This is a genomic window from Dyadobacter fermentans DSM 18053 (genome assembly GCF_000023125.1).
GTDB classification, from domain to species: domain Bacteria; phylum Bacteroidota; class Bacteroidia; order Cytophagales; family Spirosomataceae; genus Dyadobacter; species Dyadobacter fermentans.
This window is the reverse complement of the sequence record NC_013037.1, coordinates 5,091,703-5,117,342: the sequence shown is the minus strand read 5'-3', so window position 1 is coordinate 5,117,342 and position 25,640 is coordinate 5,091,703. Positions and strand designations below refer to the sequence as shown.

The following is a 25,640-nucleotide window of genomic DNA, read 5'->3' as shown; positions in this document are numbered from 1 at the left end:
AGTATCGCTCAACACCGTTGCTATTTCAGGTACTCCACCACATCCGCGCCGAGATCGTAAACCTTCGCATCCGGCAGGCGTTTCCGTATGAGGCTGCTCGCCGTTGCCGAACGGTAGCCCGATGCGCAGCTTACCAGGATCGGCTTGTCTGTCGGTATTTCCGAAAACCGCTTTTCAAGATCTTGGAGGGGAATATTGATCGCGCCATCGAAGAGTGGCTTTTGCTGGGCTTCTTTCGTAGTCCGCACGTCGATGTACGTGTAACGCTTCGCCTTGGGGTCAAACCCCGTCTTGTCGAATATAGTAAACCGTTCGCCGTCCTTTGCATCGTACACGAACGCGCCTTTCACTTTCGATTCATAACCGATCAGCGCGGTTTTTTCCAAAGCCATTTTTAGGGCCTGGTCGTTTTGCGCCACGAGGTAAAATGCCTTGTCAGGATGAACAACGGTGCCCAGCCACGTCACAAATCCCGCGCCGTCGCCCTGAATGTTGATCGCATCGGGAATGTATGATGCTTTGAACAAATCGGCCGGACGGGCGTCGATCACCATCGCTTTGGGCTCAGGGCGGTGATTTTGGGGCAACCGCTTCACGGCGGCCAAAGCGGGCTGCACGTCGGGCGCACCGGCCATGTTCAGTTCCACATCATATTTAAAATAGGCAGGGATAAACGGCTGATCGCTCAAAAGCAGTTTTACAAACTCTTCTTTAGACCGTTTTTCGAAGGCATAATTGCTTTGCTTTTCCTCACCTATCGTGGAGCTCAATGCTTTCCGAATGGATTTGCCGCAAAGCGATCCCGCGCCGTGTGCCGGGTATACCACCACGTCGTCGGCCAGTTTGGCAAATTTCGTGTGAACGGTGTCGTACATCATTTCTGCCAGTCGCTGGCGCTGCGCTTCCGTTTTTTGAGAGAATTCGCGCAGGTCGGGGCGGCCCACGTCGCCAATAAACAGCGCGTCGCCGGAAAAAACGACCTTATCACGGCCATCCTCCGCGAGCACCACCGAAATGTGGTCGGGTGCGTGGCCGGGCGTGTACAAGGCCCTCAGCGTAACATGGTCGGAGAGCTTGATCACTTTGCCTTCATCGAAGTCGGTATGCCGGTAGGCCGCTTCCGTGAGGCTGCTGGCATAAACGGGCACGCCGAGTTTTTGATGCATTTCCTGGTGGGCGCTCACAAAATCGGCATGCGGGTGCGTCTCCACGACCCCGATGATTTCCCCGTATTTCTTTTTGGCGTAATCGTAATAAACGCCCGGGTTCCGCTGCGGATCGATCACCACGACCTTGCTTCCTGCCCGTACCGCGTACGAAAAGTGCGCAAGCCCTTTCACTTCAAACTGTTCAATTTCGTAATTCGGCGACGCGAAAACGGTGCGGGCCAGTATGTCATGAAGAGGGACTGCGGACCCGATGCCGATGCACGCCAGTTGCTTTACAAAGTTTCTTCTTTCCATTTCTTGCGAGTCTGTGAACTGTAAACATAAGCCAATCCAACCCGGTTTCAAAACTCACGAACAGGTATTGAAATAATGTAATTTATTCATTTTTAAGCCACATTGTACAGCAAGATGATCCATTAAGTTAAATGTTCGAAATAAACCTCCGGTGAATTATTCATTTGCCTAATAAAATTATTATTTTTAAAAAAAATTCAGAACCTAACACCTGTTTGGAACAATAAATCCAAAATTTAATTACCTTAAACAATAAATTTAAGTAGTGCCTATGTCGTAACCCTCTACATCCAACCCCATCACGAGAACGAAGCCACCTATTCTGCACATTGCCAGGCTTCCACGCCAAATCATCTTCGAGGGATGAACGGGCTTCTCATGCCAAATTTTTCCTAACAGTTAATCATTAGAACTTATGAAAAGAAAGCAGGAAGTAAAGTGTCCGCTTTGGATGAAACTTACTTTTTACCAATTTCTCGCCTTATCGGCGTCGGCTGGCGCCACCTACGCCATGCCAATGGCCGCCGGAGGCACAGCGAAGCATTCCATTACATCGCAGGCCGCAAGAGCGGTAACAGGCCGGGTAACCGACAACAAAGGCGAGGCCGTACCCGGTACTACGGTAGTGATCAGAGGCAGCGAAACCGGTACGATCACCGACGCAGACGGCAAGTTTTCCATCGACGTGCCCAACGACCAGGCAGTGCTGATATTCTCCTCGATCGGCTTCAACAAAAAAGAAGTAACCGTGGGAGCGCAAAGTGTGCTGGATGTGGTGTTGGAAACATCCGCAGCTACGCTCAACGAGGTGGTGGTGACCGCACTCGGTATCCAGCGCGACAAGAAAGCGCTTACCTATGCAACGCAGCAAATCGGCGGGCAGGAACTGAGAGCCGCAGCCAACACCAACTTTGTGGATGCACTCAATGGTAAGGCAGCCGGTATCGACATTAAAGTGAGCAGCTCCGGTGCGGGTGGTTCCACGAGAGCGGTTCTCCGCGGTAATAAATCCTTGCAGGGGTCGAGCGAGGCATTGTATGTGATCGACGGTATCCCGATGGTGAACAACAAAGGTGCCCAACCGGGTTCTTACGGCGGTACCGATGGTGGTGACGGCCTCTCGGCCATTAACCCGGCCGACATCGAAAGTATCAGCATCCTGAGAGGTGCCAACGCGTCGATTCTTTACGGTAGCCAGGGCGCCAACGGGGTGATCCTGATTACTACCAAAAAGGGCTCGGAAGGAAAACTGTCCGTTGATTTCAACTCCAGTGCGGTGCTCGAAAAAGTATCCGGCCTGCCGGATTTTCAATACCGCTACGGAAGCGTGGGCGGAGATTACAGCTGGACGCCCGTCGGAACTCCGGAAGTAAAATCGGATAATTATCAGAAAAAATACATCGAGGACTTCTTCCAGACCGGCGCTACTTTCACCAACTCGGTGGCGATCACCGGTGGAAATGCGAAGACGAACGTTTACTTCTCTTACGCCAACATTTCCTCCAAAGGTGTAATGCCGACCAATACCTACCGGAAAAACAACTTTTCTTTCAGACAGAGCACGAAATTGCTGAAAGACAAGATGACGATCAGCTCCGGCATTATCCTCTCCGCCGAAACATCCAAAAATCGCCCGGGTGCAGGTTATTACAACAACCCGCTCACCGGCTTGTACCTCTTCGCCAGAGACCGCGATTTCAACAGCTACAAAGACAATTACGCGGTGTTCAACACGGAGCGGAACATGGATAAGATGAACTGGTATTCAACGGAGGAAAAGCAGAATAACCCTTATTGGGAACTGAACAGAAACCCGAAGTTGCAGACCTACAAACGACTCATCGCCAATGTAAAACTCTCCTACGACATTGTGGAGAACCTGCGGTTTGACGTAAGGGCCAACCTTGACTACAACAACGTGCTGGACGACAAGCGCTATGCGGCGGCTGGTAACTCGGTGAGTGTGAGCCCGAATGGTACATGGGCTTATGCGAGATACAACGATCAGTCGATCTACGCCGATGGTATCCTTACCTACAACAAGAGCCTGGGCGATTTCAGCCTGAATGCATTGGCTGGTTTGAGCTACCAGAAGAATAAGTATTTCGATGGAATGGCTGTGAACAACGGTACGGTGTCGTTGCAATATCCGAACGTGTTTACATTCTCGAACATGCCTTACAATGTGATTTTCCAGAACCACCCGGATTACAGCAATACCATCAAGCAAGGCGCATTCGCCAACTTGTCGCTCGGCTTCAAGGAGTTCCTCTTCCTGGACCTGGCGGGACGTAACGACTGGGCTTCTACCCTCGCGCTTACCGGCAACCAATCGTATTTCTACCCGTCTATCGGCGGATCGGCGGTGATCAGCCAGATGCTCAACCTGCCGCAGGCGATCTCGCTGCTGAAAGTACGTGCATCATTCTCGCAAACGGCCAACGAGGTTCCTTACAACAGGGTCCTTCCATTGAGCTCGATCGGTGGTGCGGGCGGCCCGAGCGGCATAGGCGGTATCAACAGGCCAACGCAGGTGCCATTTACCAACCTGAAACCTGAAAAAATCGTGGCCAACGAATACGGTGTGGAAGCGAAGTTCTTCCGCAACAAACTCGGTCTTGATTTCACATACTACAATGGCGTGAGTACCAACCAATTCCTGGCATTGAACGCACCTTCGGGCTCGGGATACACTACTTATTATGTGAATGCGGGACGGATCGAAAACAATGGATTTGAACTTACATTGAATGCCGAAGCCGTACGCACCGACCGTTTCAGCTGGAACACGACCCTCAACGCGTCTCAAAACAAAAACAAGATCATCGAACTCATCGCATCGAACCCTAACTACCAGGTAGGCGGCGACAATGAGGGCTTCGCGTCGATTATCAAAGCGGGCGGTTCTTTCAATGACGTTTATATCTACAAGTTCGCGCGGAATGATGCCGGACAGATCATCCTGGATGGCAATGGCGTACCTACCAAGGCTGCAACGCAAACCAAAGTAGGCAATGTGAACCCGAAACTGTTGCTTGGCTGGACCAACAACCTGAACTACGGTAACTTCTTCGCCAATGTGCTGGTAAACGGTAAGTTCGGCGGCGTGGCATTCTCCAAAACAGAAGCATTCCTGGATTCCTATGGTGTGAGTGAAAGATCGGCGGAAGCCAGAGACGCGGGTACCGTGCCTATTAATGCCGTTACGCCGGAGGGCGCAGCCATTACTTCCATTGCTCCGTACACCTATTATTCGGCCATCGGCGACCGGAACAAGATCATGGAGCCGTATGTGTATTCGAGAACCAACGTGCGTTTAGGTCAGCTTGTGATCGGCTACAACTTCAAAAGCAAAGCCGCTAACCCCATATTCAAAGATGCTTCCCTCTCTTTCGTAGGCAGGAACTTGTTCTTTATCTACAAAAAAGCACCTTTCGATCCTGAGCAGGCTATGACTACCAACAACGACCTGCAGTCGGCCGACGTGTTTGGTTTGCCATCCACAAGATCCTACGGACTGAACCTTAAGGTTACTTTCTAAAACTTTAAAATCATTGACATGAAAAAAATAGTTATAGCACTTGTATCCCTGGTTGCATTCGCGGCTTGTACGGATAATTTCATTGAGACGAACCAGAACCCGAACCAGATTTCGGATGAACTGCTCAAGCAGGATTTCAACCTCGTGGGCTCGCCTTTTTCCAACATGATCTTCAACCTGAACGGTCACCAGATCGAAGAGGATTTGTGTGCCGACAACTGGATGGGATACATGGGAACGCCTACCGACTTTGTGGGTAACGTGAACAATACCACTTACTACATCCGCTGGAACACCTACTGGGACCGCGTGTACGGCAGTGTAATGTCGCCTTCGAAACAGGTGATCCAGCTTGCCAAAGACAACAACCTGCCAATGTTCGCTACCTGGGCCAAACTGATCCGCGTTTTCGCGGTATCCAAACTGACAGGTGTGCACGGGCCGGTGATTTACTCGCAATATGGCACTACGGCCAACTCGATCGGATACGACAAAGAGTCGGACCTGTACCCGCTGTTCTTCAAGCAGCTCGATTCTATCCAGACCGATTTCAATGCCAACAAGGAATATGTAGGGTATAAAAAGTTTGACCCTACCCAATACGGCGGCAGCATTCCGCGGTGGCAGAAGCTGGTTAACTCCCTGCGCCTGAGACTGGCCATGCGCCTCTCGAAAGTGGACCCTGCACTGGCTAAAACCGAGGGTGAAAAAGCACTGGCCGATCCGGCCGGGTTGATTACGACCAATGCCGACAATTTCATTAATTCATTAAATGGCAACAAAATACCGGTAGCGCAAATCTGCTACGAATGGGATGATACCCGCATGGGTGCCGTGATGGAATCGTTCCTGGTAGGCTTGAAAGACGGCCGGATTTCCAAATATTTCGCGCCGATCACCAACGCCTCATTGTACGCCGACCACCCTTCCGTGCCTTACAAAGGCGTGCGCAACGGGGCGTTCATCAAAGCGAAGGCAGACCACGTGCCGTTCTCCAAAGTGAGCGAGGATTTTCAGACCGTTCAAACCAGAAGGAACTTGACGGCCGCGGAAGTGGCATTCCTGAAAGCGGAAGCCGGGCTCAGAGGCTGGGCGGGCGCCGGTGATCCTAAAACGAACTATGAAGAGGGTATCAAGCTGTCGTTTGCCGACTGGGGTGCAGGAGGCGTGGACGCCTACCTGGTCGATGGCACGAGCAAGCCCATCAGCTACGTGGACCCGGTGGACGCACGCAACAATTTCACTGCAACTTCCACGATCACCGTGGCCTGGAACAATGCGGATTCGAACGAGCTGAAACTGGAAAAAATCATCACGCAGAAATACCTGAACACATTCACCAATACGCAGGAAGCGTGGGTTGATTTCAGACGTACCGGCTATCCAAAAATCCCGCACGTTGCCAAAAACGACAGCAACAACGACTGGGGCGTGATTCCGGCGACCGAATGGATCAAAAGAATGCCGTTCGTGAATGCGGAGCGGAACGGCAATACCGCCGCCGTTGCCGATGCGGTAAGCAAAATGGGCACCGGCGCGAAAGACGACATCGCTACGCGCTTGTGGTGGGATACCGGAAAAGTTGCAAACTTTTAATATCACCGCTGGTATATTAAGTAAAAACCGGGATGGCCGAAAGCCATCCCGGTTTTTTTGTGCCCGCCCGGCTCATCTCCGCATTCCGCGAACGTGGCGCGCAGCGAACCGCGGTCGCAATGCCGCAGGTTGATTTCCCCGTTGCGAGAACGGGCCGCGGTTTTGCATTTCTCCAATGTCAATTTTGTACAATAGTTTGATAAAATCGGACAAGTCCGAATTTGTGCGTAGCGGGTACAGTTTTTGAAATATTCTTGTTGCATTATCAGAACTATTTATGGTAATTTACCTTCGGTTAAATAATATAGTGTTATTCATTCTTTTGAATATGCAATTTACCTGGCGGAAATCCTGGTTCTCCATCGGGGTGTAGAGGTGCGAGAAACGAGAAGTAAAATTGTACAATTCCAATTTATTTCAGCAGGTTATTTCCTGACAGGCGCTGTCGGAAGAACACGTATTGCCAAACCAAAAACAGAGTATAATGCCTTAACTAAAACCAAAACTCCAGACTAATGTATGATCCGATTTGACTACCGCCCAGAGGCCTGAATGCGATTCACGGCCTGAATTTTCCTCGTTTTGTATCAACACTAACTAATTTTTTCTATGATGAAATCAATTCTACGTTTTGATCGTCCCTACGAGAAGAACGTGCAAGGACCCGCGTCCCTGAGGATGTGCGGATTGGGCATATTGCTACTCTTATGCACCCTGTTTTTCAATAATGCACATGCCCAGGACGTCGCCCTCAAAGGCAAAGTGACCGACTCCAAGGGAAATGCCCTGCCGGGTGTTTCCATCACCATTAAGGGAACTACCAAAGGAACTTCCACCGACATGGAAGGTGGCTACGCGATCTCCGCGCCGCCTGCATCCACATTATCATTCAGCTTCATCGGTTTTTCATCCAAAGACGTCGTAGTAGGCAATGAAACGACGATCGACGTGGTGCTCAGCGACGACGTGAAAGCGCTCGAAGAGGTGGTCGTGATTGGCTACGGCGCCGTGAAGAAGAAGGATGTGACGGGTTCCGTGGTTTCGCTGCAACCGAAAGACTTCAACAAAGGGGTGATCACAGCGCCGGACCAGCTCATTCAGGGCCGGACGCCGGGTGTGATGGTGATCAACAACACGGGCCAGCCCGGCGGTGCAACCACCGTCCGCATCCGTGGTAACTCCTCGATCCGCGCCGGTAACAACCCGCTGTTCGTACTCGACGGAATCCCGCTTTCGGGTAGCTCGGCCCGTCCTGGCGGAAGCGGCGGCTTCGGCTCCGACGGCGGTAACCCGCTCGCTTACCTCAACCCGAACGACATCGCGAGCATGGACATCCTCAAAGATGCCTCGGCAACGGCCATTTACGGGTCACGTGGTGCCAACGGTGTGGTGATCATCACCACCAAAAGAGGAGCTTCCGGAGCGCCTACCGTGAGTTTCAATGCTTCCACCGGCGTATCCAGCCTGCTTAGAAAGCCGGAGGTGCTCAATGCCGACGAGTTCAGACAAGCCGTTCAGTTCTACGCACCCAATGATCTGAAAGGCGCTGATTTCGGTGGAAATGTGAATGCATTCGATGAAATCACACGCGTAGCACCGGTTCAGAACTACTCGATGGCGATCACCGGCGGTACGGATAATGGTAAATACCGGGTATCGGCCGGCTATATGGACCAGAAAGGGATCATCGAAACATCTCGCCTGAAAAAGTACACAGCCAGCCTGAACACGAGTTTCAAGTTCCTTGAAAGCAAAAAGCTGGGACTGGACTTCAATGTATTGTTTACGCAAACGGACGAAAACCTTGCGCCGATTGACGTAGGTGTCGGTTTTGAAGGAAACGTAATTTCTCAGGCGCTTACCTGGAACCCCACCCGCCCACTGCGCGTGAATTCCGACTCGCTGACTTACGTGAGCCCTTCGACGATCAACCCGCTCGCATCGCTGCAAGCCTACAAGGACATTGCGGTGGTGAATACCACGGTGGCCAGCATTGCGCCTTCGTACAAGATCACCAACGACCTCGAGTACAAACTCGTGTACAGCATTACCCGCCAGACAGGTACGAGAAAGGGACGTTACATCCGCGGCCTCATCGACCCGGCACAGATCCGCAACGGCTTTGCATTCATCGGCAACAACTCCGAAACGAACCAGCAGCTCACCCATACGCTGAGCTACAACAAGGATATCAGCACCGACCTGAATATCAATGCAGTAGCAGGTTACGAATTCCTGGATTATGCCAATAGCTGGAACGCCCTGAGCGGTAGCGGATTTACGGATGTCGGCCTGGATTTTTACGATTACCTCAACTATTCGGTGGCCAGCAACCGGGGTGTAAACTCTTTCAAATCGCCTACCAACCAGTTGCAATCGTTGTTCCTACGGGTTGGTTTGAATTATATGGATAAATACCTCTTCACCGGAACGGTCCGGAGAGATGGTTCGACCAAATTCGGGGAGAATAACAAATACGCAAACTTCCCTGCGGTGGCGCTTGCCTGGAATGTGTCGAACGAAGCATTCCTGAAAGGCAACAGCACGCTCAACAACCTGAAAGTGCGTTTGGGCTGGGGTAAAACCGGTAACCGTGAGTTCGACTCAGGTGCATCGAGAAACCGCTATATCTTCGACGTGCAGAGTGTGAGCCAGGCGAACTTCGGTAACCCCGACCTGAGATGGGAAAGCTCAGAGACATTCAACGGAGGTATCGATTTCGGCTTGTTCCAATCGCGGATCGTCGGTTCGATCGACGTTTTCCGCAAGAAAACTACCGACGGTTTGTTCGAGAGAACACTGGCCCAGCCTGCGCCAAGCGGTAAAATCTGGGTAAACCTGGACGGCGAGGTGATCAACAAAGGTGTGGAAATTGCCCTGACTGGTACGATCCTGGAAAACAAGGACTTTACCTGGAACCTCTCGGCCAATGCGACTTACCTGAAAAACAGCGTTTCCGGCCTGCCCGGCTTCTACGAAACTGCCCAGCTGAGAGGACAAGGCTTCTCGGGTGTGCTTGGACAAAGAATGGTGAGCGGACAGCCCCTCAACGTGTGGTACCTGGCCAAATACGCCGGTCTTGATCCGGCAACCGGAACGAGCATGTACGAAGGAGCGGACGGTAACGCCAGCACCACCGTGGACCCTGCTCAGAACAAGTTTTACGTAAACAGCCCTAACCCTAAATACCTGCTGGGCGTGTCTACGGACGTGACTTACAAGAAGTTCTCGGCAGTGGTGAACATGAATGGCGCATTCGGACATTATTTGTTCAACAACACTTTCGCGACTGTACTGGGTATCAACAACCTGTCGACGAAGAACATCGCCAAGGAATTTTTCAACACGGATATCAAAGAAGCAACGTCCAACTCCGCAGCGCCATCGACGCGCTACCTGGAAAAGGGCGATTTCATGAAAATGTCTAACGTTACGCTAAGCTACCGCGTCGGAAACATCGGAAAAGCCTTCAAAAACCTGAACATCTCACTGACGGGCCAGAACCTGTTTGTGCTCACAGGCTACAAAGGTTTCGACCCCGAGGTGAACACCGACGGTTCAAGCGGCGGAATTCCTTCCCTTGGTATCGAGTACATTCCTTATCCATCGGCAAGAACATTCCTTTTGGGCGTAAACTTTTCGTTGTAATTCATTTAAAACAGAGAATTCATGAGACTTAAATCATATTGCGCAGCACTTTTAAGCTGCTCACTGCTACTTTCCTGCACCGATCTCGATGAAAACCTCGGGAGTGCCCTGGAAGAAAGTACGACAGGTAACATCAATCCGGCCGAGTTGCTGATCAGCGCCTACACCTCGCTGAACGGCCCTTACCAGCACGATAACCGCTGGTGCTTGCAGGAGCTTTCCACCGACGCGGCCATCGCGCCAACACGCGGCGGCGACTGGGACGATAATGGTACCCACCGGGCCATTCACCTGCATACCTGGAATGCCGATAACTCTTACATGAGCAACACATTCGGCGGCCTGCTCACGGCCATTTACCAGTCGTCCAACGTACTGCGCTACTCGCCATCGAAGCAACAGGCTGCCGAAGCGCGGTTCATCCGGGCGCTGGCGATGCTGGATGTGCTCGATTTGTGGGGTGTGGTGCCATTCCGCGAGAGCCTGGAAGATTTCCGCGAGCTTCCCAAAACACTCCAGCCCCAGGAAGCCATCGACTTCATTATCTCTGAAATGAATGCGGTGATGCCGGACCTGCCCACCTCGGGCGCTGCCTACGTGGCCAACCAGAATGCGGCAAGGGTGTTGCTGATGAAGGTTTATTTGAACAAAGGCGTATTTCTGGACCGTCAGAACCCGAAGTTCGATGCGGCCGACATGAGCAAGGTCGTAGCGCTGGCGAATGAGATCACAGGTTACACCATTTCGGCCCCCGGTAAGTATTTCGATAATTTCGCGCCTGATAACAATGTAAAATCGACTGAAAACATCTTCACGCTTTACAACGAAGAAGGCGTAAGAGGTGGCGGCGTGGACCGGGCCTACTGGACGGTATCGCATTACAACATGACGCCCGGCGGATGGAACGGATGGGCAACGCTTTCCAACTTCTACGACAAGTTTACGGCTAACGACGAGAGAAGAGGAATTTACTACAACTATCCGTCCGACACGACGTCCAACCGCACCAAAAACTATAAGCGCCAAAACGTCGGTTTCCTCGAAGGACAGCAGTACAGCTGGGTGACCAACAAGCCATTGAATGCCCGTAACCCGGCCACTCAGCCGCTGGTATTCAGCCGCGAACTCACCATCAGAACCAGCGGAACCACGCTGGAGACTGCGGGTATCCGTGTAATCAAATATCCGTTTGACTATGCTTCCAAAGGCCAGCGCAACAACGACTGGGTCGTTTACCGCTATTCGGACGTATTGTTGATGAAAGCAGAAGCGATCCTCCGCGGCGGCACTCCGGGCACCGCAGCCGACGCCCTGACGATCGTAAACTCGATCCGCACGAACAGAGGCGCGGCCAACCTGACCGCTCTGACGCTGGACAACCTGCTGGACGAACGCGGAAGAGAATTGTACTGGGAAGGTTGGAGACGCCAGGATCTGATCCGATTCGGCAAATTCATGCAGGCAGGACAGATCCGCCCGGCGGACGCCGATCCTAAAACATTGGTATACGCAATCCCGAGCCAGCAAATTGCGGTCAACTCGAATCTCAAACAGAACCCGGGTTATTAATTTCATTCCAGAGCATTAACAGCAGGGGCTGCCTCGAACGTGGGGCAGCCCCTGCTTGTTTTTAGCCCAATCCGCAGAAGGCCGCCCAGCCCCGCAAAACCAGCCATGCACGATTGCCAATGCGGCTCGGTAAATTACATGCGAGTGCCGGTAACTTATCCAAGCACTTCCCGACAGATTTACATAAATTGCCTTTTCAATCAAAACCCTTTGCGCATGACACATACTGCCCCTAATCCCAAAATCCACGAAGGCCGCAACGTAAAACGCTTCCGCGAAATGCTGGGCATCAAGCAAGATGCACTCGCATTCGAGCTAGGCGACGAATGGAACCAACAGCGAATTTCCACGCTCGAACAGAAGGAGAAGATTGATTCGGAAATTTTGGAGCAAGTGGCTGCGATCTTGAAAATCCCGGCCGAGGCCATAAGGAATTTTGATGAGGAGCAGGCGGTGAATATTATTTCGAATACATTCAACAGCGAAGCTTATTACGTAGGAAATCCGCAGGCAACTTTTAATGTCAATCCTATTGAGGAAATAAGGAAGTTACACTATGAAAAAATAGAGCTCTACGAGCGGATGTTGAGGGAGAAAGATGAGATGCTAGAAAGGTTGGAACGGTTGATTGGCAGAGGGTAATGTCTGCAGAGAATGGCTAGGTATCGACAGATGGAAAATTCTTGAGATTTAAGTAAATTGCCTAGTGGTTCGACCTGTGTACAACCATTGCAGATAGCGATGTTACGTAGTCTGTCCGTGTCCTCGTGACACATCAACGTTGGAATAAAATTTATCCATTTGGCGTTACCATTGAAAATCGATTTGAAAGTAACCTTTACACCCATGAGAATATATCAAGAAATTTGGAATTCGGTCCTGGCAGTGTTGGAATCGATTTTCTCTTCGGATACGGATGTGGTGAGTTCTGAGGCGAAGGAGATTATGGCCAATCCCAAAGATAGGGAAATTTACGTCGATGCCGTGGAAAAACTGAAACCTGGCAAGTCTGACACAATTACGCTTTCCACAGGACCTATGACCATTTCTAGTCGTTAATGGAATTTCCTGTCTCGGCAACCAGCGTCATATTTGTCGTACTATTAATTGTCCCCGGGGTAGTTCTTAAAAGATTCTACTTTCAGGGACATTTCACTAAAGAGTTCGGGATAGGGATTTTTGCTGATCGGCTAATCACCAGCATCTTTCTTGGCATATTAGTTCAGATCGTTAGCTTTTTACTCCTTGGCAAAATATATGGCTTCACTTTTGAGACCATAAAAAAGCCAGCGACTATGGCATATGAGTCTGTCACAACTGCTAAATTTCATGAAGTCACCTCGCAACACTTGTGGGTAGCTTTTGGCTACTTGATAACCAGTTTGGTAGTTGCTGCCACGCTAGGCCAGGTCGCCCATTTGCTGGTTAGAGCGCTCCGTTTGGATTCCCGATTTTCTTTACTGCGCTTTAATAATCAGTGGTACTATTTCTTCAGGGGCGACATTATTTATTCAAAGAACTTCAGATCCCTTCCAAAAGGAAAGGTTATCGAAACTTACGTAGACATAATACTAAACATGGAGGAAGGGGGAAAACATAAAATGGTTTCCGGATTTCTTTCTGACTATTCCATTCGTCAAAGACCGGCGAACTTGAGACGATCTTTTTGACTGACGCGAGGCGGTTCTCGGCATCGAAAAAGGAAGCTGTCGGCATTCCCGGGCACTGCTTTATAATCCCGTATAGTAAAGTTTCAGACCTGAATGTAAGGTATATCTACCGGGAGATCGACGAATCCAAAAGGGAAGAACTTTTCCTGTCTATAATCAGATACTTTTCTTCAATAGGCTTTTTGCTCATATGCATATTCCCTTGGTTCTTGGAAATAGGAGGTTTATTAAAATTCACTGTTTTCTTCTTGTCTTTTATCACGTTCAGCCTGTTTATCGCAGTCGTTCGGGCAACCATTCTTCCAAATAGCAAAGGTTCACTTAAAGGAAATTCATTTTGGGCTGGGCTTTCGATTATGGCTGTTGGAGTGTTAGTACTTCTGACAATTTTGGACTTATGGCAAACCCTTGGATCATGGTTGCATGAAGTAATGAGGTAGGCACCTCCGCTAAACAACACTTCTTCCGATGACATAACATACGTCGCAAGCAGCGTGTGACAACTGAAATTCATCTTGCGCAAGAAAAAAGCGCCAATCTCACGAAAGGCGCTTTTTTCTTGTGGTCACGTAGGGATTCGAACGGCACCGGCCGCCCGGCCCTAACCTCCTGATCCATGGCGGCGGACTGCTCAGAAGCAAATGCAACAAAAAAGCGCCAATCTTACGAAAGGCGCCTTTTCTTGTGGTCACGTAGGGATTCGAACCCCAAACCTCCTGATCCGTAGTCAGGTGCTCTATCCAATTGAGCTACGCAACCAATTCCCGATTGGGACTGCAAAGGTAGGGATGAAATTTGCAGGAACAAATTCTGATGAAGTTATTTCGCAAAAATTTTTCTCCAAAACGGCTATCTGCCCTGAAAATCAGGCTTTCGCTTTTCTAAAAAAGCTGCAATTCCTTCCCGCACATCATCCGTTCCAAACAGCATTTCCTGACTTTCCCGCTCCGTTTCCAGCATTTGAGGCAGATTTGAATGCATCGATTGGTTGAATGCACGCTTCATTGCGCCGATGGCGAGCGTGGGGGCGTGGCGGTAGCAGGCGATAAGTTTCCCGGTTTCTTCGTCGAGGGACTCCCGGGGGACCGAATGCGTGATCAGGCCGATCTGCTTTGCTTCGGTGGCGGGAATGCGCCGGCCGCTTGAGGCTAGTTCGAAGGCGCGGGCGAGGCCGATCATGCGCGGGAGGAAAAACGTCGCACCCGCGTCGGGCATCAGTCCGATTTGTACGAATGCGAAGCTCAGATATGTGTCTTCGGCCGCTATCACCATGTCACAGGCCAATGCGAGTGAGCAACCGGCACCGACGGCTACGCCGTTCAGGCGGCAGATGACCGGTTTCGGAATGTCGCGGATGGTGGTGATCATCGGCTCGTAGTAGTCGCGCAGGATCTCGCCGGCGCTCATGCCCGAGGCGCTCGCTTCTTTTAGGTCGGCGCCGGAGCAGAAGGCCTTTTCGCCGGTGGCAGTGAGGAGCACCACGCGCACGGAGGCATCTTCGGCCGCAATGCGGATCGCTTGCGTGATTTCGCTGATTAGCGCCGGGCTTAATGCGTGGAAAACGTCCGGACGGTTGAGCGTGATTCGCGCAATGCCGTCGCGGTTTTCGAAAATCAGGTTTTGGTACATGCCGTGAAGTGTTTTCCTTCAAAAGAAGAAATACACGGTGGCGCTACTGACGGTTAGCCCGCAAAATACGCCGGCCACAATTTGCGCGGGCGTGTGCGCATTCAGTTGCAGGCGGGCGCTCATCAGCCAGCCGCCGATCAGGATCGTGGTGATGAGCGGCATCAGCAACGCGCTTTCGTCAAACCGGATCATCAGGCCCGACAGCATGCCGATCACCCCGCCAATACCCGTGGCATGGGCGCTGATTTTCCAGAAATAGCTCACCATGGCAATTAATGCAAGCGATAGGGTTACGCTGGCGAGGATAACGGAAATCTGCGGGGCGAGCTCGCCGATGGGTTGCAGCTGCCAGCCGAAAAGATAGGTGGCCAACCCATAAATGATCACACAGGCAACATACGGAATGCGGCGCTCTGCGGCATCCTCGACATACAGGGAGGTGATCATGCCCATTTTTTTGAAATAGAACATCATAATCGCCGGCGCGATGAAGGTGTTGAGCCATAGCAACATCAGCAGGCTGCCCAGCGCCGGCAGTTCGAACGCGCTCACACCTACGAGGTCGGGCGCGAGAATGAAAAGCAATGCAAACAGGTATGTAGTGATGATCAGCGGATGGAAAACCACCGATAACAGGATGGCAAGTCGGTTATTCAAGGTAATGGGGTCTTTAATCAGGTTGACGCGGGCAAAATTACGTTGAAAACCAGACTGTACAATCATTCGGTTCCCCAGAAAAGTAAGTTGCAGCGCCACAATAGGTTTTCGTAGGCGAATTTGTAATTTTGCGCCTCATTCGTAAAAAACCGGGCATTTCCCGGCTGACATTTTAAAGATTGAATTGAACAAAATGGGACCGTTGCAAATCAAAGAAATTTTACAAACTGCGCCTGAAAACCAATCGGTTGTTGTAAAGGGCTGGGTAAGAACAAAACGAGAAAGCAAAAACGCAATTTTCATCGCGTTGAATGACGGGTCGACCATCAATAATATTCAGGCAGTGGCTGAACCCGGTCAGTTTTCTGCCGAGCTGCTGCTCACAGTAACCACCGGGTCGTGCCTTAAAGTAACCGGCCAGCTCATCGCGTCACAGGGTGCGGGACAAACGGTGGAGGTAAAAATCACCGACATTGAGGTGTACGGAACGGCTGATCCTGAGGAATATCCGCTGCAGCCGAAGAAGCATTCACTCGAATTCCTGCGCGAGATCGCCCACCTTCGCCCGCGCACAAACACTTTCAGCGCGATCCTGCGTATCCGTCACGCATTGGCGTTCGCAGTGCACCAGTATTTCAATGAAAAAGGCTTTTTCTACCTGCACACGCCGGTAATTACGGCTTCGGACGCTGAGGGTGCTGGCGAAATGTTCCGTGTGACCACGCTCGACCTGAATAACCTGCCGCGTACGGAAGAAGGTGCGATTAATTTTAAAGAAGATTTCTTCGGTCGCGAAGCTAACCTGACCGTTTCGGGCCAGCTGGAAGGCGAGCTGGGCGCGATGGCGCTTTCGAAGATTTACACTTTTGGCCCAACATTCCGCGCCGAAAACTCCAACACAACACGCCATTTGGCTGAATTCTGGATGATTGAGCCGGAAATGGCGTTTTTCGAGCTGGAAGACAATATGGATTTGGCGGAGGATTTTGTCAAAAAAGTGATCACTTATGCATTGATCAACTGCAAAGACGACCTGAATTTCCTTCAAAACCGCCTCATTGAAGAAGAAAAGAACAAGCCGCAAAACGAGCGCTCGCTACCTTTGCTGGAAAAACTGGCATTCGTAGTGGATAACCCGTTCGAGCGGTTGACTTATACCGAAGCAATCGAGATTTTGCTGAAATCGAAACCGCAAAAAGAAGGCAAATTCCAGTTTCCGGTAACCGGCTGGGGCATCGATTTGTCGAGCGAGCACGAACGCTATCTGGTCGAGAAGCATTTCAAAAAACCGGTGATCCTGACCAACTATCCGCGCGAGATCAAGTCGTTTTACATGAAACTCGATGAAGACGGAAAAACCGTGCGCGCAATGGACGTGCTGTTCCCCGGCATCGGCGAGATCATCGGCGGTAGCCAGCGTGAAGAGAGTTACGAAAAGCTCCTCGGCCGCGTGAAAGAAATCGGTATCGATCCTGAAAACCTGTGGTGGTACCTCGAAACCCGCAAATTCGGCACTGCACCGCATTCAGGCTTCGGACTGGGCTTCGAGCGCCTCGTGCAGTTCGTGACTGGCATGGGCAACATCCGCGACGTGATCCCATTCCCACGTTACCCTAAGAGCGCAGAATTTTAATTATTCTACAAGCTGTTACCTTTTTCATGGCTTTACGTAAAGAGTAAAGCAGTTAGTGTAAGTTTTAATTTAAACCAACACGCACATGAAAAAGAATATGCAATCCTTGAAAAGCAGTACGGTGGCCCTGGCCGCGGTACTGCTTTTTGTTTTCAATGCCAACGCGCAAGAGCCGTTTCACGTCAAATGGACGATGGATTACACCCAGGCGGGCGTTTCGGATCATCCCAATTTTACTCCGTCGGCCGCCACACTGGCCGGCGGGCCCAATACATTCACATTACCAACGGTTTACAGCGGTGGCGGCGGTGCCGTGGTGGTGGGCTACATTGTGAGGCCGTGGCCGGTAAGCTTTTCTGGCTTGCGGTACATGGAATTCACATTTACGGCCAATTCATTCAAATACAACATTACCTCCATCGGCCTGCGTCTCCGACGCTCGCCTAACGGGCCGAACAGCATCAAGGTGCGAACCAGCATGGATGGCTTTGCCGCCGATCTAAATGCGTTCGTGATCAGTAACAATGGTATTTTTAATACCTACAACATTCCGGTTAGCTTCAACAATCTTTCCAGCAACACATTCACCGTTCGCATTTACGCCCATAATTCGGTAGACATTTACGGCACATTGTGGTTTGATGAAATATCGGTCAATGGCGACGTACTTGCCATTGTACTGCCGGTAGACATCACTTATTTAAAGGGCCACGCGGAAAACGGGCAGGTTGCATTGGAATGGGAAACCGCCTGGGAAAAGAACTCGAAGGAATTTGTGATTGAAAGAAGCACCGACATGAAATCGTTCATGCCGGTTGGTTCTGTTGCGGCCTCGGGCGAAACGAGCGGACGCTCTTCCTATTCATTCACTGACAATGATCCTCCGGTAGGTAACAATTATTACAGGTTAAAACTTATGGACAACGACGGTCGGTTTTCAATCTGTAAACCGGTTTGCGTATTCAATCCCTTGCACATAACCAGCCTTGAAGTGGTGCCCAACCCTGCCTCCTCCGAAATGATCACCCTCATTGGAGCCCGCGACGCGCTCGTTACATTGCACGATGCCTCGGGAACGGCCATCGGTTTCCGCCGCGAGGACGATACCCTTGGGCACATCCGGCTGCTACCCTTCCGACCGCTCGCGGCTGGCATTTATTTTGCAGTATACGTAAAGAATGGTCGAAAAGAACATTTGAAAGTGTTGGTTCCGTAAGGCATTCTGCGCTTAATTTGTAATGGTAAAGTATAAAAAATGCTAACTGCGCATCGTTAGCATCACAACGTTCTGAATATTAAAGGCCAAAAAGCCTATGTTGAAAAAAGTGCAGCCGAAAGTGTGGTGGACGGCAGCTGCTGTCCTGGTTATTTTGTTGATTTCCTGGGGATTAGTCAGAAAAAACAAAACCGATTCCCCGGACGTGGCCGTGACTGGGCAATCCGTCAAGAACCTCGATCCCGTGCCGGTGACGAACCCTGATGCCGAAATGGCCGCCAAAATCGCCAAGATCGAGGACATTTTCAGGCGTAAGCGCAGGGCCGGATTCAACGGCAATGTGCTGGTGGTTCAAAAAGGCAAAATACTTTACCAAAACTCGTTCGGCTTCGCGCACATGAAGGCGAAAGACACCCTGGACGCCGATTCGCGTTTCCAGCTGGCGTCGCTTTCGAAGCCATTTACGGCGGTGGCGGTTTTGAAACTCATCCAGGAAGGCCGAGTAGCGCTCGACGACTCGGTGCAACGCTTCTTTCCCGATTTCCCCTACCACGGCGTGAAGGTGGATATGCTCCTGAGCCATCGGAGTGGCTTGCCCAATTACATTTACTCGTTCAACGACAGCGTCCGCCACGGTCGGAAGTATCCCGATAACCTCGACATTCTCGACTGGTATGCCAAAGTGATCCCTACCCCGCAGCCTTACAACCGCCCGGGCAGGTCGTTCAACTATTGCAATACCAATTACTGTGTCCTGGCCGCAATCGTCGAAAAAGTCACCGGAGACTCGTTCGGCAAATACCTCAACAGCCAGATTTTCACGCCGTTGGGAATGCAAAATACTTACCTGGTAACCGATACGACCATTGCCGCCACCAAAAACCGGACCGACGGCCATCAGTACGGACGCAGGCTCGACAAGGATTATTACGATGAAGTGGTGGGCGATAAAGGCCTGTATTCCACCACCATGGACATTTACCGGTTCTACAACGGCCTCACCAAAGGCCTCATCATTGAAAAGAAAATGCTCGACGAGGCCTTTAAGCCCCGCAGCTTCGAACGGGCCGGCATCCGCAACTACGGATATGGCTTCCGCATGCACACCAAAGAAGATAACACGCCGCGATTTATCTACCACGGCGGCTGGTGGAAAGGCTACAATACCATGCTATGGGTGTGCCCGGAAGACGACGCGGTGATCATCGTGCTCGGCAACACTTACAACCGATCGACTTACGATTTGCGGGAACTGCTGGAAGTCGTTCATGGTTCGGTGAAGATCGACGATATTGAGAAAGACATCTAGCATTGTTTGAATTCGGCCGCGAATTCAGGATATTTGCCGAAATTAAACGATTTCCCGCACCTTATGCCCGATACTGCATACCATTTACCTGCTTATCTGCTATTGGGCTTGCCGTTTTCGTGCTTCTTATTGCTATGGCTGGGTGGAACAAGTCTAAATAAATATGCAGGCTGGATCGGCGCATTGGTAACCGTTGCCGGGCTGCTGATCAGTTTCACATATATTCCCAACCTCGGCATTCCGTACAGCTTATTGCAGGTTCCGCTGCCCTGGTTTGCCGTGGGCGAGCGCTACATTGATCTCTCGCTGCGGTTTGATACGCTCTCCACATTAATGCTCGTGATCGTGCATTTCGTGGCGCTGCTAGTGCAGCTTTATTCCACCGCCTACATGCACGCCGACCGGAACGTAAACCGGTATTTCGCATTCATACAGCTGTTTCTGTTCTCGATGCTCGGCATTGTGCTCGCGAGCAACCTGCTCATGATGTACATCTTCTGGGAGCTCGTGGGGCTGTCGTCATACCTGCTGATTGGTTTTTGGTATACCAAAAAACGGCCTGTATGGGCAGCGCAAAAGGCATTTGTGCTCAACCGCATTGGTGATGCGGCATTTCTGACGGGCATTCTGATGCTCTTTTACTACGTCGGAGTTACTGACCTGGAAGTGTTGGCGCTCGAAATCGGCACCATTCCTCAGGGCATTCTCACGGTCATCGGCATTTGTCTTTTCGGTGGTTGTGTGGGTAAATCGGCGCAATTCCCGCTTTCGGGCTGGCTTCCCGACGCGATGGAAGGCCCCACGCCGGTTTCGGCATTGATCCACGCGGCCACCATGGTGGCGGCAGGTATCTTTCTGCTCGCAAGAATATCCTTTTTGCTAACCGTCGATGCCCGTTTGGTAATCCTCGTTATCGGCGCCATTACGATGGTCATCGGCGCTGTGAAGGCATTAAATGGCTGGGATATTAAAAAAGTCCTCGCCTATTCCACCATGTCGCAGCTTGGGCTAATGGTCATGGCGGTCGGCTTTGGAAGCTGGCAAACGGCCATGTTCCACCTCGCCACGCACGCATTCTTCAAAGCAGGCCTTTTTCTATCAGCCGGCTCGGTGATCCACGCCGTAACGCCGCATGAAGAGCATACCGGTGCCGAACCTCAGTTCGATCCGCAGGATATGCGCACGATGGGCGGCTTGCGCAAGGCATTGCCGATTACATTCATTTGTTTCTCCATCTGTGCAGCTGCCTTGGCCGGGCTGCCATTCTTTTCGGGCTTCCTTTCCAAAGACGCCATTATCACCGAAGGTTTCCTCTGGGCTTCGGAGTTTGGGGCCTTGGGCTACTTGTTCCCTGTGCTGGTCGTATTGTCGGCAGGGTTAACGGCCTTTTATATGACGCGTCAGGTGTGGCTGATATTTTTTGGAAATGAACGCTTTCCTGCGGCAGTACACCCGCACGAGTCGCCGGTGGCGATGTGGCTGCCGATGGCGCTGCTTTCGGCATTGTCGGTGTTTTGCTGGTTCTCGATCAATCCTTTCAATGCCGAGGGGTGGTTCCTGCAATGGATCGGACAAGAGCATGGTGAACATTTGATATGGGTTCCATTTGTAGCGAGCGCCTTTACGTTTGTGTCAATTTTCCTGGCCTACCGCGAAACGGGCAGTGCCAATCCTTTTAAAGTAAACGATCCGATACCCGTCGGAGAGCCGGCTCAAAGCCCGTGGAACTGGCTGCGCGGCTATTCCAACGAACATTACTTCCTCATTCCATTCGAGTACATCACGAAGTATCTCAAAGTTTTTGAAAAAAATGTGGTCGACGCCCTCGTCGATCTCGTTGCGAAAGGCAGCCTGGTGTTCGGACATCTCATTGCCTGGTTCGACAGAACGTTTATCGACGGCGCCGTCAACCTGACCGTTTTCTCGATCCGTTCGGCCGGTCAGGCGGCGCGGAACATGCAGGGTGGCCGCATACAGTCCTATTACATTGTGACGGTAATGGGCATCTTTTTATTGATATTGTGGCTGGTTGCGATGTAATGCAGGCCCGGCCGGTTAAATTAATGCTTGATGATTGATCATATACTCACCTTCTTAATTGCCATACCATTACTGGGCGCCGTGGCCGTCGCTTTCTGGCCGGTCGATCGCCAGCACAATTTCCGCCTCATCACGCTCGTCGCGTTGCTGCTGGAAGTAGTCGTTACAGCCGTTTCGTACCTTTCATTCGACATTCAGAACCCCGGCCAGCAACTTTCCGAGGTGAGGGACTGGATCACGCTACCCATCGGTTCGCTGGGAGTTGTTTCGATTGATTATGCATTGGCCGTGGATGGTATCAGCTTTCCGCTGGTGCTGCTGGCGGTGGTGGTGCTATTGGTCGGCGTGGTGAGTTCGTGGAATGTCAACCACAAATCGAGGGCGTATTTTGGCTTATACCTCCTGCTAAGCGGCAGTGTGATGGGCTGTTTTCTGGCTCAAGACCTGTTCCTCTTCTATTTGTTTTTCGAATTTATGCTCCTTCCGATGTACTTTCTCATCGGCCTCTGGGGCGGTCCGCGGCGTGAATATGCCGCTTTGAAGTTCTTCATTTATACATTCCTCGGCTCGCTGCTGATCCTGATTGTAATGATCGGCCTGTACCTTTCGGTAATCGATCCGGTGGAAACGGCGCGGGCGGTAGGCCTCATCGGCCCCGAGGACGCCATTCACCCGGACATGATCCCGCAGATCCAGCAATGGCTGTTCGATGGTAAGATCGCCCCCGAGCAACTCATCCACACCTTCCGTTTCAGCTACCTCGCCGATCCCGGCAACTACATTCCGGGCTCGATCCTGAACACCGCTTCCGACTTTTTTATCGGCAACATTCCCGTTCGCTTGCTGGCATTCTGGTTCCTGTTCATCGGTTTCGCCGTAAAACTGCCGGTTGTGCCAGTCCACACCTGGCTTCCCGATGCGCACGTAGAAGCGCCTACGCCCATTTCGGTGGTGCTTGCGGGTATTTTGCTTAAAATCGGTGGTTATGGTTTCATTCGGATCGTGGATGGTTTCTTCCCGGCCGAAGCGCTATACAGTGCCATTCCGCTCGCCGTGCTGGGTATGATCTCCATCGTTTACGGCGGTTTCAATGCATTGGGACAAAACGATCTGAAAAAAATGATCGCTTACTCGTCCGTCTCGCACATGGGCTTTGTACTGCTTGGAATCGCTGCATTCACGCCCGAGGGTTTCAACGGCGCCATTTATCAGATGGTTAGCCACGGGATTTTATCGGCAATGCTCTTCTTACTCACCGGCGTTATTTACGACCGCACCCACGACCGTCGCATCGATCATTACCGCGGCCTCGTGGGCGTCATGCCGCGATACACGGTCCTCACAGGCATCGCATTCTTCGCATCGCTGGGCTTGCCGGGCTTCTCGGGTTTCGTAGGCGAGCTTTTCACGCTCATGGGCGCATTCCAGTCCGACGCCCTGCCAGTTTGGATTCCCGCATTGTCCACATTAGGTATCGTCCTGGCCGCCGGCTACTTCCTGTGGACCTACCAACGCATGTTTTTCGGCTCATTCTGGTACAAAAACGCCACCACCCAAGTCCTCAACGACCTCACCCGCCGCGAAACTTTCATGCTGGTGCCGCTGGCCATCCTCACCATCCTCGTCGGTATCCTGCCCGGGCTGCTGTTCAACTTATCCGGGCCTGCGATTGAAGCCTGGTTTGAGGGGTTGAAGTGATTCGGTCGGGTTTGTCAACGGTTGTCAGGAATGGGTCAGGATTTGTTAGTGTACGCTATTGGTTGATTCTTAGAACTCCAATGAAGTCAGAAACTGGTCGCGGTTAGCGGGAGTCACGAGGGTCGCTTTTACTTTGGGATAATTGGTTAAAAACGTTGACGGAAATCTTGCAGACGCTTCGGAATTCCACTTGAATTCAATCGCGCGCAGGTTCCCTTTTATCTCTTCTATGTAATCCACCTCCTGCTGCTGGGTAGTACGCCAGAAGTATATTTTTGCGTCTAACTCATTCGCATTCAGAAATTTCTTACGCTCGCTGATCAAATAGTTTTCCCACAATGCTCCCACATCGTTTCGGTTTTTGATAGGGTTGAAATTATTGATCACTGCATTGATAATCCCATTATCATAGAAATAAATCTTGCGCCCCTTTTTGATTTCATTGCGCACGTTCCCTGAAAACGCGGGAACGGTGAATAGCACAAATGCCTTTTCCAGCAAATCGATGTACTTTTCCACCGTCTTGTTATCCGCCTGCACCAGCCGCCCGATTTCGGTAACACTCACTTCGCTTCCCACCTGCAATGCAATTGCCTTGACGATCTTTTCCAGCAAAACTGGCTTTTTCACCTGTTCAAGGACCAATAAGTCTTTATATAAATAACTGTTAGCAATCAGTTTAAGGTGCTTTTCAGCATTCACAGGGTCGGTAGCGATTTCGGGATAGGAGCCGTATATCAGCCGTTGTTCCAGAAGCCGCTGCTCGGTGAGATAGTCGGTGTATTTAACCAATTCCGCGTACGAAACAGGAAGCAACTGCATTTCGTAGCGCCTTCCCGTGAGCGGTTCGTTGATATTGCCCGCCAATTCAAATGAGGAAGAGCCTGTCGCGATGACTTGCACATGCTTGAACCGGTCAACAATGATCTTGATCACGAGCCCTACATCCTGAATGCGCTGGGCTTCATCGATAAATACCACTTCATGATCCCCGATTATTCTCTCGATAAGCGTTGCATTCGGTTTTAGAAAAGCTTCGCGCGTATCGGCGTCATCCCCATTAAGCCGTAGCGTCTTTTTATCCACCATTTCCAGCAATTGCTCCGAAAACGTCGTTTTTCCCGCTTGCCGTGGACCATAAATAATAAGCGCTTTGCTTTTGAACAAATAACCTAGCGCAGCATCTTGTTGACTTCTCCTTATCATAATTTAAGGTCTTATCCTTTAAAATTATGATATTCCAGGATTCAAATCCAAAAATATCATGATTATTTTGGATTTGAATCCCAAAATGTTATGATTTGACCTCCACAAAACGCTACCGCCCGAACAACTGATCCAGACTAAACCGTCCCTTTTTTGATAATGCTTCCAGCGTCTGCTGCTGGTCGGGTGTGAGGATTTCGATGATTTCAATGCGCTTTTCTTTCGCCAGGCGGTTGCGGTCGCTTCTTTTTGCGCCCCGGCGCTTCATTTTCCTTTCCATCCTTGCATACCGCCGGTCGATCTTTTTGAGTTGCTTTTCCTGTCGCTTCGTGAGTTGCAGCTCGTCGGCGTACTTGTCCATGTTCTTTTCCAGACGCCGGTTGTTGAGCTTGCTGTTGGCCGCGTCATTTTCGAAATCATCGTCGTCACGGCTGATGCTGCGCTGGTCGCTGCTGCGGCCGTCGCTACGGCGCGACTGCGCAATGGAATCGGAAGAGGCTAAACCACCCAGCAACAGGCCGAGGGCGAAAAAGAGCATCAGGATTTTTTTCATGGGGTGATCATGGGTTGGAAATTCGATGCTTATAACGGCGTTTTGCACAGGTAGTATATGCCGCGCCGCTTTTTTCATTATCCGCGAGACAAATAGGCTTATTCAAATAAATGTAGTTTTCCCCGAAAGCTCTGATAGTATTTTTTGCAATCTTTACAGTAGTTGCTATTGGTTTTATTTCAAACTGCATTCTATTTCCCAAATTTTATTTC

Annotated in this window: 16 protein-coding genes and 1 tRNA gene; 11 read left to right on the top strand and 6 right to left on the bottom strand. The window is 51.0% G+C overall.

The window, feature by feature from the left end:
• Positions 1–20 precede the first annotated feature (20 nt).
• Positions 21–1,463 carry an MBL fold metallo-hydrolase gene (locus DFER_RS21055; protein ID WP_015813672.1) on the bottom strand — a complete coding sequence of 481 codons (1,443 nt, stop codon included), beginning with the start codon at positions 1,461–1,463 and terminating at the stop codon, positions 21–23.
• Positions 1,464–1,878: 415 nt separating this feature from the next.
• On the opposite strand from DFER_RS21055, the gene DFER_RS21050 reads away from it, so the two are divergent.
• The 6 genes from DFER_RS21050 (at position 1,879) to DFER_RS21020 (ending at position 12,876) form a co-directional block, all read left to right on the top strand.
• Positions 1,879–5,004: a SusC/RagA family TonB-linked outer membrane protein gene (locus DFER_RS21050; protein WP_015813671.1), complete on the top strand. Its 3,126-nt coding sequence runs from the start codon at positions 1,879–1,881 to the stop codon at positions 5,002–5,004.
• A gap of 18 nt (positions 5,005–5,022) precedes the next feature.
• Complete coding sequence (locus DFER_RS21045) at positions 5,023–6,600, top strand: SusD/RagB family nutrient-binding outer membrane lipoprotein (RefSeq protein WP_015813670.1); 1,578 nt, start codon at positions 5,023–5,025, stop codon at positions 6,598–6,600.
• A gap of 609 nt (positions 6,601–7,209) precedes the next feature.
• Complete coding sequence (locus DFER_RS21035) at positions 7,210–10,248, top strand: SusC/RagA family TonB-linked outer membrane protein (RefSeq protein ID WP_015813669.1); 3,039 nt, start codon at positions 7,210–7,212, stop codon at positions 10,246–10,248.
• A 21-nt stretch (positions 10,249–10,269) separates the two neighbouring features.
• Positions 10,270–11,817, top strand: coding sequence for a RagB/SusD family nutrient uptake outer membrane protein (locus tag DFER_RS21030; RefSeq protein WP_015813668.1), 1,548 nt, complete (start codon positions 10,270–10,272; stop codon positions 11,815–11,817).
• A 216-nt stretch (positions 11,818–12,033) separates the two neighbouring features.
• A complete protein-coding gene (locus DFER_RS21025; protein ID WP_015813667.1) occupies positions 12,034–12,459 on the top strand; it encodes a helix-turn-helix domain-containing protein in 426 nt (141 codons plus the stop codon).
• Positions 12,460–12,663: 204 nt separating this feature from the next.
• Complete coding sequence (locus DFER_RS21020; protein ID WP_015813666.1) at positions 12,664–12,876, top strand: hypothetical protein; 213 nt, start codon at positions 12,664–12,666, stop codon at positions 12,874–12,876.
• Between the two features lie 1,296 nt (positions 12,877–14,172).
• Here the strand turns inward: DFER_RS21020 and DFER_RS21005 are convergent.
• The 3 genes from DFER_RS21005 to DFER_RS20995 all read right to left on the bottom strand — a co-directional run bounded on the left by DFER_RS21005 (position 14,173) and on the right by DFER_RS20995 (position 15,839).
• Positions 14,173–14,246 (bottom strand) — tRNA-Arg (locus tag DFER_RS21005).
• 90 nt (positions 14,247–14,336) lie between these two features.
• Positions 14,337–15,116, bottom strand: coding sequence for an enoyl-CoA hydratase/isomerase family protein (locus tag DFER_RS21000; protein ID WP_015813663.1), 780 nt, complete (start codon positions 15,114–15,116; stop codon positions 14,337–14,339).
• Between the two features lie 18 nt (positions 15,117–15,134).
• A complete protein-coding gene (locus DFER_RS20995; RefSeq protein WP_015813662.1) occupies positions 15,135–15,839 on the bottom strand; it encodes a hypothetical protein in 705 nt (234 codons plus the stop codon).
• A gap of 127 nt (positions 15,840–15,966) precedes the next feature.
• On the opposite strand from DFER_RS20995, the gene asnS reads away from it, so the two are divergent.
• From asnS to DFER_RS20970, 5 genes are all read left to right on the top strand, one after another.
• Positions 15,967–17,406, top strand: a complete 1,440-nt coding sequence (gene asnS / locus DFER_RS20990; protein ID WP_015813661.1) for an asparagine--tRNA ligase — start codon at positions 15,967–15,969, stop codon at positions 17,404–17,406.
• Positions 17,407–17,491: 85 nt separating this feature from the next.
• Complete coding sequence (locus DFER_RS20985) at positions 17,492–18,622, top strand: fibronectin type III domain-containing protein (RefSeq protein WP_015813660.1); 1,131 nt, start codon at positions 17,492–17,494, stop codon at positions 18,620–18,622.
• A gap of 97 nt (positions 18,623–18,719) precedes the next feature.
• Positions 18,720–19,931 (top strand): serine hydrolase domain-containing protein, encoded by a 1,212-nt coding sequence (locus tag DFER_RS20980; RefSeq protein WP_015813659.1) that lies wholly within the window; start codon positions 18,720–18,722, stop codon positions 19,929–19,931.
• A gap of 63 nt (positions 19,932–19,994) precedes the next feature.
• Positions 19,995–21,971, top strand: a complete 1,977-nt coding sequence (gene nuoL / locus DFER_RS20975) for an NADH-quinone oxidoreductase subunit L (protein ID WP_015813658.1) — start codon at positions 19,995–19,997, stop codon at positions 21,969–21,971.
• Positions 21,972–22,001: 30 nt separating this feature from the next.
• The gene (locus DFER_RS20970) at positions 22,002–23,669 is read left to right on the top strand and encodes a complex I subunit 4 family protein (protein WP_015813657.1); all 1,668 of its coding nucleotides are present in this window, start codon (positions 22,002–22,004) and stop codon (positions 23,667–23,669) included.
• Positions 23,670–23,738: 69 nt separating this feature from the next.
• Here the strand turns inward: DFER_RS20970 and DFER_RS20965 are convergent, their stop codons facing one another.
• Positions 23,739–24,875, bottom strand: coding sequence for an ATP-binding protein (locus DFER_RS20965; RefSeq protein WP_015813656.1), 1,137 nt, complete (start codon positions 24,873–24,875; stop codon positions 23,739–23,741).
• Positions 24,876–24,987: 112 nt separating this feature from the next.
• Positions 24,988–25,428: a hypothetical protein gene (locus tag DFER_RS20960; protein WP_015813655.1), complete on the bottom strand. Its 441-nt coding sequence runs from the start codon at positions 25,426–25,428 to the stop codon at positions 24,988–24,990.
• Positions 25,429–25,640 lie beyond the last annotated feature (212 nt).